General features: G+C 43.6%; 9 protein-coding genes. 1 reads left to right on the top strand and 8 read right to left on the bottom strand.

Features of this window, described 5'->3' with window-relative positions:
• The 5 genes from WMO25_RS08605 to gltB form a co-directional block, all read right to left on the bottom strand.
• A partial coding sequence (locus tag WMO25_RS08605; protein WP_349084992.1) for a GNAT family N-acetyltransferase occupies positions 1-495 on the bottom strand: 495 nt, incomplete at its 3' end.
• Positions 496-497: 2 nt separating this feature from the next.
• Positions 498-740: a hypothetical protein gene (locus WMO25_RS08600; RefSeq protein WP_349084991.1), complete on the bottom strand. Its 243-nt coding sequence runs from the start codon at positions 738-740 to the stop codon at positions 498-500.
• A complete protein-coding gene (locus WMO25_RS08595) occupies positions 718-1,497 on the bottom strand; it encodes a DUF3990 domain-containing protein (RefSeq protein WP_349084990.1) in 780 nt (259 codons plus the stop codon). Before WMO25_RS08595 ends, WMO25_RS08600 begins: the two co-directional genes overlap by 23 nt.
• Positions 1,498-1,892: 395 nt before the next feature.
• A complete protein-coding gene (locus WMO25_RS08590) occupies positions 1,893-3,380 on the bottom strand; it encodes a glutamate synthase subunit beta (RefSeq protein WP_349084989.1) in 1,488 nt (495 codons plus the stop codon).
• Between the two features lie 12 nt (positions 3,381-3,392).
• Positions 3,393-7,931 (bottom strand): glutamate synthase large subunit, encoded by a 4,539-nt coding sequence (gene gltB, locus WMO25_RS08585; RefSeq protein WP_349084987.1) that lies wholly within the window; start codon positions 7,929-7,931, stop codon positions 3,393-3,395.
• A 458-nt stretch (positions 7,932-8,389) separates the two neighbouring features.
• Here gltB and WMO25_RS08580 point away from each other — a divergent pair, with 458 nt between their 5' ends.
• Complete coding sequence (locus WMO25_RS08580) at positions 8,390-9,031, top strand: helix-turn-helix transcriptional regulator (protein WP_117527122.1); 642 nt, start codon at positions 8,390-8,392, stop codon at positions 9,029-9,031.
• 42 nt (positions 9,032-9,073) lie between these two features.
• On the opposite strand, the gene WMO25_RS08575 is transcribed toward WMO25_RS08580, so the two are convergent.
• The 3 genes from WMO25_RS08575 to WMO25_RS08565 form a co-directional block, all read right to left on the bottom strand.
• The gene (locus WMO25_RS08575) at positions 9,074-10,063 is read right to left on the bottom strand and encodes a tRNA dihydrouridine synthase (protein WP_349084985.1); all 990 of its coding nucleotides are present in this window, start codon (positions 10,061-10,063) and stop codon (positions 9,074-9,076) included.
• A 118-nt stretch (positions 10,064-10,181) separates the two neighbouring features.
• On the bottom strand, positions 10,182-10,730 hold the full coding sequence (gene spoVT, locus WMO25_RS08570) for a stage V sporulation protein T (RefSeq protein WP_215689223.1): 549 nt from the start codon (positions 10,728-10,730) through the stop codon (positions 10,182-10,184).
• A 256-nt stretch (positions 10,731-10,986) separates the two neighbouring features.
• On the bottom strand, positions 10,987-11,289 hold a 303-nt coding region (locus WMO25_RS08565), incomplete at its 5' end, for a DUF6612 family protein (protein WP_349084984.1).

Here is an 11,289-nt window from a genome sequence, read left to right as displayed (position 1 = left end):
ACGAAAAGCCTCCGGATTTCTTCCATATTCAATGAAACCTGCCCTCTTATACATTTCAACTGCCCTCTCATTCTCAGCAACAACTTCCAGTTCCAGCTGAAGATACCCGGCTTCTCTGGCACACTCAATGCAGGCCTCCATCAGATACTTTCCGATGCCCAGTCCCCAGAATTCCTTTGTAATGGCAATGCCAAAAACCGCACGATGCTTGATTTTATCCCGCATTCCCAAAGCATCAATCCCTGCAGTCCCAGCAACAACACCATCCACAATCGCAATAATCTCAACAGTATTCGTACTATCCGTTTTCCTCTGCAGAAAATCTGCTTCCTGAGAAGCCGTAAAACAATTCTCATCCGAATAAGTCAGCAGATAATCCGTCTCCTCATGAGTCCGATTAAAAACATCCAGAACTGCCTTCCCATCACTGGTAACGCCATTCCTCAAAAGGCAGTTTCTGCCATCCTTTAATGTAACTGTTTTTTCAAAAGTCATGCCTATACTCCTATCTTCTCTCCAACTTCCTCAAAATATCTGTCGGCAATATACTCTGCTGACTCAGCCCAAAGGCAATTCTCCGTCTGCTGCAGCGTTTTGTATGTTTCCGATTTATAAAATCTCATCAGAGCTTCCTCAAAACCAATATGATAATGTTCTTTCAATACCTGAATAACATCCCTAATCTGAATGCAAACATTCAACGTTATATCTTTGCCATTAAATGTGTAACTTGCCGTCATATGCTGTCCTCCTTATCAATCTCACATATTTCAACGCTTTTGATGTATGAAAAGATACTTGATTATTGACTTTATTATATCGTAATCTATTTACTGCTTCAGAAGCTGTAAAAATACCTGCGATGTATAACTGAACAGTCTCCATTGTATTATCATCTGCAACCGGTCCGATTACCACATCATAGCCATGTTGAAGGCCACCTTTACTCCGATTTTCTTTTATAAATTCTAACCAGTCTTCACTTAATGTATCAAACCGCTTTACATTTAATTCCGGATTTTCTTCAAATATATATTCATATACATAATATTTATTTCTTTTTTCTCGAAGAGAAAGTCGATATCCCCACTCCTCAGACTGTGATTGTAAAATTGTTGTATAAAAACCTTTTCCAAAATCACGCCTATTATGTGATTTTCTTAAATCAATTTCATCAAATTCATAACAACTTCCATGATAAACCACCAGTTCTGTTGATGCATCTGAAATTATCTTTTCTACAAACTCATCCACTTCATTTATACTAATTTGGTGTAAATACTCATGTTGAATTAACATTTTTTCAAAAACCTGATTCTTATGAAAAATATCAGCCGCCATTTCACCTGCAATATGATGTTGTGTTGCATAATTTTCAAGAGCACGTATTGCTAACATTTCACAATCTGTTTGAGCACTCATAGTATATTCACCCCATTTTCTAATATAATTCAAAATACCTGTGCTATTAATTATTCTACCATACCTCTTATCCAAAAGCCATCCCTGTCCACATATATAAAAATATGCCATCATTAAATAAAAACAGCCCTACACCTCAAAATAAATCATACGAACCATTTGATTTTAGTCAAAACTTTTTTTGTCGGCCAATAAAACAGGCGTGCATCAAAAAACAACAAAATGGAACCTAAACGGGCACATTCATGTACAGGTGCTTCTGACGTGGCCGGTACTTAGATGCTGTCCTTTAGCATCTTATGTACCGCTGCCAACGGTGCTGAAAGTCCAGTGGACTTTCGTTAGCACCGACCGAAGTAGCACGTAGACCAGGCAACGCGAGTATGCCTGTACATGAATGTGCCCGTTTAGGGTTCCTCTATTATGCATCTGATTGCACGCCGTCAATCTTTCGTCAATCTGCGTATCGATTAATCAAGGTTTGTATACCCCATCAGATTAATGTCCACACATTTTGCAGCCTCTCTACCTTCTCTGATCGCCCATACAACCAGTGACTGTCCTCTGTGCATATCTCCGGCCACATAGACTTTCTCTTCGCTTGTATGATAATGGCCCGGTTCTGTTTTGACATTGGTTCTGCCGTCCACCTCTACACCAAAAGCATCTGTGACATAACTCTGACTGCCAAGGAAACCTGCTGCAATAAGCACCAGATCGACTGGAATAATCTCATTGCTGCCTTCGATTTCATGCATCACCATACGTCCTGACTCAGGGTCTTTCTGCCATGACAGTTTCACTAATTCTGCAGCGCAGACTTCACCATTATCATTGGCGACAAAGGATTTCACCGTTGTCTCATAAATTCGAGGATCATGACCATATAATGCAATGGCTTCCTCCTGGCCGTAATCTGTCTTGCAGATTTTCGGCCATTCCGGCCATGGATTGCTCTCTGCACGCTGATCCGGCGCTTTCGGCATCATTTCCAGCTGAATGACATTCTGAGCCCCCAGACGGATAGATGTGCCCACACAGTCATTGCCTGTATCACCGCCGCCGATAACAAGCACATTTTTACCTTTTGCAGAAATGAAATTGCCGTCCTCAAAATTTGAATCCAAAAGACTCTTTGTTGTCTTCTTCAGGAAGTCAACGGCAAAATAGATACCTTTTGCTTCACGACCCGGCACATTGATATCTCTCGGATTCGATGCACCACAGGCCAGGATCACGCTGTCATATTCTTTGAGCAGTCTGGAAGCCTTATAATTATTGCCGATATCCGCACCTGTTACGAATTCAATGCCTTCTTCTTTCATAATATTAATACGGCGTTCGATGACCGCTTTGTCCAGTTTCATATTCGGAATACCGTACATCAAAAGTCCGCCCACACGGTCACTTCTCTCGAAAACTGTCACCTGATGGCCACGTTTGTTCAGCTGATCTGCGGCTGCCAGTCCGGAAGGGCCGGAACCCACAACTGCGATTCGCTTGCCGGTTCTTACCTTCGGTGGATCTGCCTTCATCAAGCCATGTTCATAACCGTATTCAATAATACCATGTTCATTTTCCTTAACAGAAACCGGGGCTCCGTTTAAATTGCAAGTACACGCTGCCTCGCACAAAGCCGGGCAGACACGTGATGTGAATTCAGGAAAGCTGTTTGTCTTCATCAGACGACGCCATGCCTGTTCCCAGTTGCCGTTATAAATCAGATCATTCCATTCCGGTACAAGGTTATTCAGCGGACAGCCCGATACCATACCGCCGATCATCATACCTGACTGACAAAACGGTACACCGCAGTCCATACATCTTGCGCCCTGCTTCTGCTGCATTTCACTGCTCAGAGGGATATGGAATTCGTTAAAATTCTGAATACGTTCCTCAGGTGAAATGACACACCCTGTTTCTCTCTCATATTCTAAAAATCCGGTTGGTTTTCCCATTGTTATCCCCTCCTATCCTCTCTTGCTTGCGTAAAATGCTTCAATCTGTGCCTGGTCAAATGTCAGACCTTTTTCTTCCATATGGACAATGGCTGTCTGCATATGACTGTAATCATGCGGTATGATCTTCTTGAACTTCGGCAGATATTCAGAGAAGTTGTCAAGAATCTCTTTGCCAATGGCAGAGCCTGTATTATCCACATGCGCCTGAATCATATCTCTCAGCTCCATAACATCATATTTGGATGTCACCGTATCAATGGAAACTAATTCTTTATTGACACGTTTATATAAATCTCTGTTTTCATCCAGAACATAGGCAATACCGCCGCTCATACCGGCTGCAAAATTCTTGCCTGTGCGTCCGAGAACAACCACACGACCGCCTGTCATATATTCACAGCCATGATCGCCGACGCCTTCAACAACTGCTGTTGCACCTGAATTACGAACGCAGAAACGTTCACCTGCCACACCGCTGATATAAGCCTTGCCGCTTGTGGCACCGTAAAGGGCAACATTACCGACGATGATATTTTCATTGGACTCAAACTTAATATTCTTTGGTGGATAAAGCACCAGTTTACCCCCTGAAAGACCTTTGCCGAAATAATCATTGCTGTCGCCGCACAGTTCCAGTGTCAGTCCCTTAGGAATGAAGGCACCAAAGCTCTGTCCGCCGCTGCCGTTGCATTTCACCGTGTACTGATCTTCCGGCAATGTATCGCCATACTTCTTGGTGATCTCGGACCCGAAAATTGTTCCCAGTGTACGATCTGTATTGCGTACATTAATCTCAATCTTCTTTTTCTTCTTGCCTGCCAGTGCAGACTTGAATTCTTTCAGGAAGACTTTCTCATCAATGGTTTTCTGAAGGCCAAAATCATAGACATCCTCCGGCATAAACAGATGTTTTTCTTCATGCAGATACGGATTCTCAACAATGGCTGAAAGATCCAGTTTACCATAAATCTGAGGATCCACATCGTCTCTGACTTTGATCAGATCAGAACGTCCCACTAATTCATCCAGGTTATGCACACCCAGTTTGGCCATGATCTCACGCAGTTCCTGGGCAACAAATTTCATAAAGTTGACCACATATTCCGGTTTACCCCTGAAACGTTTTCGCAGTTCAGGGTTCTGTGTAGCAATACCCACCGGACATGTATCCAGATTACATACACGCATCATGACGCATCCCATTGTCACAAGGGGCGCTGTAGCAAAACCAAATTCCTCTGCACCAAGGATCGCTGCCATTGCTACATCACGGCCTGTCATCAGCTTACCATCCGTTTCAAGACGGACTCTTGAACGAAGACCGTTCATGATCAGTGTCTGATGTGTTTCTGCCAGGCCAATCTCCCAAGGAAGACCTGCATTGTGGATAGATGTTCGAGGTGCTGCACCTGTGCCGCCGTCATAACCGGAGATCAGGATAACCTGTGCACCTGCTTTGGCAACACCGGCTGCAACAGTACCAACACCAGCCTCAGATACCAGTTTGACAGAAATTCTTGCCGAACGATTCGCATTCTTTAAATCGTAGATCAGCTGTGCCAGATCCTCGATGGAATAAATATCATGATGCGGCGGTGGTGAGATCAATGCCACACCCGGTGTGGAAAGTCTTGTCTTTGCAATCCACGGATAAACTTTTCCGCCCGGAAGATGACCGCCTTCACCCGGTTTTGCACCCTGAGCCATTTTAATCTGGATCTCGTTGGCACTGACAAGGTATCTGGAAGTTACACCAAAACGACCCGAAGCTACCTGTTTGATAGCAGAACACCGGTTAAGTCCATCCGGTCCGATGGTAAGACGTTCAAGACTCTCACCACCTTCACCGGAATTGGATTTGCCGTGGATCATATTCATGGCAATAGCCAGTGTCTCATGAGCTTCCTGAGAAATGGAGCCATAGGACATGGCACCTGTCTTGAAGCGCTTCACAATCTCATCCACACTCTCTACTTCTTCAATCGGAATACCGCCTTCTTCATCAAACTTGAACTCCAGAAGACCTCTCAGGTTCATCAGGCGTGTTTCTTCATTAATATTGTGAGAATACTCTTTAAACATCTCATAATCTCCGCGTTTTGTGGATTCCTGAAGCAGATGAATGGTTCTTGCATTATAAAGATGTTCCTCTTTGCCGCTTCGCATCTTATGACCACCGATGCTGTCCAGAGACAGATCCACATCCAACCCCAGCGGATCAAATGCACGCATATGCCATGTATTCATATCGCGCTCAATGTCTTTTAATGTTATGCCGCCGATACGGCTGACTGTATTCGTAAAATATGTATCAATGACTTCTTTGCTGATACCAATGGCTTCAAAGATCTGAGAGCCCTGATAAGACTGGATCGTTGAAATACCCATTTTGGAAGCAATCTTGACAATACCGTGAAGAACCGCTGAATTGTAATCACTGACAGCTGCATAATAATCCTTGTCAAGCATATGCAGATCGATCAGTTCTTTGATGGATTCCTGAGCCAGATATGGGTTGATGGCGCAGGCACCATAACCCAGCAGCGTTGCAAAATGATGCACTTCTCTTGGCTCTGCACTCTCAAGGATCACAGCAACCGCTGTTCTCTTCTTTGTTCTGACAAGATAATGCTCAAGGGCAGATACAGCCAGCAGGGAAGGAATCGCTACATGGTTCTCATCGATGCCTCTGTCGGAAAGAATCAGAATATTCACACCGTCTCTGTAAGCTCTGTCTACTTCCACAAACAGATGATCCAATGCACGTTCAAGGGGTGTATTGACATAGTAAGTGATCGGAATTGTCGCTACTTTGAATCCTTCTATATTCATGGATTTGATCTTCAGCAGATCTGTGTTCGTCAGAATCGGATTGTGGATCTGTACCATCTTGCAGTTTTCTGCTGCTTCTTCCAGAAGATTGCCGTCCGGTCCGATATAAACCGTTGTAGATGTCACAATTTCCTCACGGATAGCATCGATCGGCGGATTGGTTACCTGTGCAAACATCTGTTTAAAATAAGAAAACAGTGGCTTCGGCTGATTGCTCAGAACAGAAAGCGGTGTATCCACACCCATGGCAGCAATTGGCTCTGCACCATTCTTGGCCATCGGAAGGATGGTATCCTTTAACTCTTCATATGTATAGCCGAATGCCTTCTGCAGTCTGATACGCTCATCCCTTGTATATTCCGGCACACGTTCATTTGGGATCTTCAGATCTTCAAGCTTAACAAGGTTGGCATCCACCCATTCACCATAAGGCTGGCTCTGGGCATATGTCTCCTTCAGCTCATCATCAGAGATCAAACGGCCCTGAACAGTATCTACCAGCAGCATCTTTCCCGGACGCAGACGATCCTTTAAAACAATATGTTCTTCCGGTACAGGCAGTGCACCAACTTCTGAAGACAGAATCATATAATCATCATCTGTCACATAATATCTGGACGGACGCAGACCGTTGCGGTCAAGCACCGCACCAAGAAGATCACCATCTGAAAAGACAATGGAAGCCGGGCCATCCCATGGCTCCAGCATCGTTGCATAGTACTGATAGAAATCTCTCTTTGTCTGGCTCATACTCTTGTCATTCTCCCATGGTTCAGGGATTGTGATCATGACAGCCTTCGGCAGCGGCATACCGCTCATCATCAGAAATTCCAATGTATTGTCCAGCATCGCGGAATCAGAACCTGAAGAATTGATCACCGGCAGTACCTTATGCATCTCACCCTTCAGTGCACCGGAAGACATCGTTTCCTCACGGGCCAACATGGTATCTGCATTGCCGCGGATTGTATTGATCTCGCCGTTATGGACGATCAAACGGTTTGGATGCGCACGCATCCAGCTTGGATTCGTATTCGTACTGAAACGTGAATGTACCGTTGCAATGGCTGATTCATAATCCTCATCCTGAAGATCATCAAAGAACTTTCTCAGCTCGCCTACCAGGAACATACCTTTATAGACAATAGTACGGCTGGATAAAGAACAAACATAGGTATTATCATTACTCTGTTCAAAAACACGTCTTGCAATGTACAGCTTACGGTCAAAATCAATGCCCTTGGCCACATCTGCGGGTTTCTTCACAAAGCCCTGCATAATGTATGGCATCTTGTCCAATGCTTTCTGTCCCAGTACGGATGGATTCGTCGGTACTGTACGCCATCCGAGAAATTCAAGACCCTCCTTGGCCACAATGATCTCAAACATCTTCTTGGCCTGATTCTTTCTCAGCTCATCATGTGGAAAGAAAAACATACCAACACCGTATTCCCGTTCTTCACCAATATAAAAACCCAGTTCCTCAGTCACTTTCTTAAAAAATCTGTGAGAAATCTGAAGCATAATACCAACACCATCACCGGTCTTGCCCTCGGCATCCTTACCTGCACGATGTTCCAGTGTTTCTACAATGGTCAGTGCATCCTCAACAGTCTTATGTGTCTTGATACCCTTAATATTCACAACTGCACCGATACCACATGCATCATGTTCAAAAGACGGATCATATAAAGCCGGTTTCTTCTGCTGTTCCATTATCACTCACTACCTTTCTTCTATGTATAAAATTATCATTTCCAAAATATGGTAACAAAAAAAGGACAAACCACGCCTGTAGTAGACGCCTTTGTCCTTTGCTATGAAAAAAAGATAGCATATTTTATAGGCAATATCAAGCTTTTTCAGCAAACTCTCAAGTAATTTTTATTTAATTGAGAGCTTGTGGCAATGCATTCATACCGCTTAAAAATACCCGCATCATATTAAAAAGTGTTTCTTGATTCTCCGCAAAATCATTCAATGTCCAAGTCTCCAGTATAGACATTATTGTATCTTCAATGTATCGGGCATAATAATTTCTGAACTGTTGCAAAAAAATTGTTGTTGTCCAAAACTTTTTTGTCTTTTTCCTTGCAATTTTTTACAAAAATTGATATATTATTATAATATTACTGTGCATTGTAATCATATTTGCAGGAAGGAGACACAATTTTATGACACTCAATCTGCCATTTTTCAGGCAATTAGCAAAAGCTCTTGCCAAACAGTTTGGTGATAACTGCGAAGTCGTTCTCCACGACCTGACATCTACGGATATTGAACATTCCGTTGTTCTTGTTGAAAACGGACATGTAACGCATCGTGCAGTCGGAGACGGTCCTTCACACGTTGTTCTGGAAGCCATGAAGGCAATGGGAGCTCGGGGTTCTGCTCCAACAGATCACCTGGCATACCTGACCAAAACAGGCGATGGACGTATTTTGAAGTCCAGTACAATCTATATTCATGATGACACAGAGCAGAAGATTACCGGTATTCTGTCTATCAATTACGATATTACAAGCATGCTGCTGGCTGAACAGGCACTGAAATCCCTGGTTGCCAATGAGGATGATAAGAAGGAACCTGAAAGTATCCCTCAGAATGTGAATGATCTGCTGGAAGATCTGATTCGCCAGTCTGTTACCCTGGTCGGCAAACCGGTGGCCATGATGACCAAGGATGATAAAGTGCGCGCCATTCAATTTCTGAATGATGCCGGTGCATTTCTCATTACAAAATCCGGAGACAAAATTTCAAACTTTTTCGGCATCTCCAAATATACACTTTACAGCTATATTGATGTCAACAAATAAAAGGACGGCTTCCACCGTCCTTTTATTACACCGTCATTTACCCTAAAACTTATGTACTTCCATCTCAGAATGAAACCCCTGTCCTTTCACCACTGTACAGTTTGCCGCAATTTCTTCCGCTTTCCGGAAGAATTCCGCTCCATCTCTCAGATGCATCAGTACATCGATTTCCTGTCGGTCCTCCTCTGAAAGGATCCAGCTGATATAATGCCAGAATTCCTTCATCAGAAAAACGACTTTCTTATTTCCCTGCAGGCGTACTTCATATTCATCCCGAATTGTATGATAATAATCCGCCAGTTCTTCCCGGGACGCACAATCCCCGCCTCGAATTTCACGACACAATGCCGGATTAGACAAAAGCCCCCGGCCTATCATCCAATGACGGATATCTGAATATTTTTCACTGACACGTCCATAAGCTGCTGCTGTAAATATATCCCCATTATAGCAAACAGGAAAAGGCATTCTGGCACTGGCTTTCTCAAAGGCTTCCATATCCGGCTTACCGCTGTAATAGTCCATTCTGATTCTCGGATGCACAATCAGCATTTCCACCGGAAAGGCTTGATAAATGTCAAGGATGTCATCGAACTCATCCGCACGGTTCAACCCGATCCTTGTCTTCAAAGAAATCTTCATATCTGTTTTGTCAAAAATATCTGCCAGGAAAGCTTTCAGCGCCTCCTTTTCTCCAAGAAATCCAGAGCCGCGTCCCTTTGATGCCACTGTACTCGATGGGCACCCCAGATTCAGGTTCACCTCATCATACCCCAGCCCTTTTAATGTATGGGCTGTGGCTATAAAATCCTCTGCACAATTTGACAAAAGCTGTGGAACAACCCAACATCCCTCATTGTGCTCCGGCGCGATTTCCAATAAATCCTTTTTGCTGATTTTTCCTTTTGGATTGGTAAATATAAACGGTGCATAATATCTGTCCACACCGCCGAATATCCGATGATGGGCTCTTCGGTAAATGCTGCCTGTAATTCCCTCCATGGGTGCAAAATATAATTGGTTCTCACTCATTGCCTTTTTCCTCTGTTCACGAAATTTCTTTTCTGATTATAGCAATGGCACAGGCTAAAATCAAGGAAATTATGTTCTCTGCAACTTTGCCTGTGCCGCTTGTACCCCGCCACCCGTCTTATTGTTCCAACTGTCGCCCGAGAAAACTGGCAGCTGAAGCAGCCAGTTTCATTTCCATCTCACCCATCCGTACTTTTTCATCCTTTGTCGTCAGAATAACGGTGCCGATGGCATCTCCCTCTGCGATAATCGGATAGATGACCTGTGCTGTATAATTTTCTCCGCCATCCTCCGTAATCGAAATAAATTTTCGTTCCCCTTTCACAGCCAGAAGATTCTCTCTTTGGTTCATCAGATTGTCCAACTGACGGCTGATCTCTTTCTGCATCAACTCTTTTTTCCCCGAACCGGCCGCAGCAATATGCCGGTCTCGGTCTGTAATACTGACAATATAGCCGGTATTCTGTGCCAGGGCCTCCGCATATTGTTTTGAAAACTGGCTTAATTCACCAATCGGTGAATATTTTCTAAGAATAATACCACCTTCCCTGTCTGTATATATTTCCAACGGATCACCCTCCCGGATTCTCAACGTTCTTCTGATTTCTTTCGGCACAACCACCCGCCCCAGATCATCGATACGTCTTACAATTCCTGTCGCCTTCATAATGCCATTCCTCCTGTTTACTGTCTATTTTCATCCGCGACCCGCCCATGGGTCCCGATACGGAATTCCGGCCTGCTGCACAGACATCAATTTTCATCTGAATTCCCACACATCTTATACAGGTAGTATGTGGCAGTGTCAATAAATTTATTCATAAGACAGGTGACCTGAAACGCGAACGCAAAAATAACCGAACAGATTAAACTGCCCGGTTATTTTCATCATATAAAGTCTTCTTCAAATCTTCAGATTCAATTTATGCTGCTGATTCACTCTCAGTCTGAGTCTCTGTTTCTGTAGATGTCTCATTCTGAAGATCATTCAGATAATCTGTCACATCGATTGCAGAATCAACAACATCCTGAGGAACTGTGATCGCATCCACTGTGTCAAAGTTTGTATATTCCATCTTCATATTGAACTTGCTGAATGTCACCTGTTCATCGCCTTCTCCGGCTGTCATTCCATTGAAAGTCATCTCCATATACAACGGATTCTTATCTGCCTTGCTGATGGCGTAAGTAAAATCAACAGAAATATCTCCCAAATCCATATCTGT

It is taken from the genome of Coprococcus intestinihominis, from assembly GCF_040096555.1.
GTDB classification, from domain to species: domain Bacteria; phylum Bacillota; class Clostridia; order Lachnospirales; family Lachnospiraceae; genus Coprococcus_A; species Coprococcus_A intestinihominis.
The sequence above is the reverse complement of the archived record's forward strand: the minus strand, read 5'-3'. Positions and strand labels throughout refer to the sequence as shown.

What these genes read in the sequence shown, in the direction of transcription:
- WMO25_RS08600 (WP_349084991.1), bottom strand. Translation starts at nt 740, where the DNA reads ATGACGGCAAGTTACACATTTAATGGCAAAGATATAACGTTGAATGTT.
- WMO25_RS08575 (WP_349084985.1), bottom strand. Translation starts at nt 10,063, where the DNA reads ATGAGTGAGAACCAATTATATTTTGCACCCATGGAGGGAATTACAGGC.
- spoVT (WP_215689223.1), bottom strand. Translation starts at nt 10,730, where the DNA reads ATGAAGGCGACAGGAATTGTAAGACGTATCGATGATCTGGGGCGGGTG.
- WMO25_RS08590 (WP_349084989.1), bottom strand. Translation starts at nt 3,380, where the DNA reads ATGGGAAAACCAACCGGATTTTTAGAATATGAGAGAGAAACAGGGTGT.
- gltB (WP_349084987.1), bottom strand. Translation starts at nt 7,931, where the DNA reads ATGGAACAGCAGAAGAAACCGGCTTTATATGATCCGTCTTTTGAACAT.
- WMO25_RS08580 (WP_117527122.1), top strand. Translation starts at nt 8,390, where the DNA reads ATGACACTCAATCTGCCATTTTTCAGGCAATTAGCAAAAGCTCTTGCC.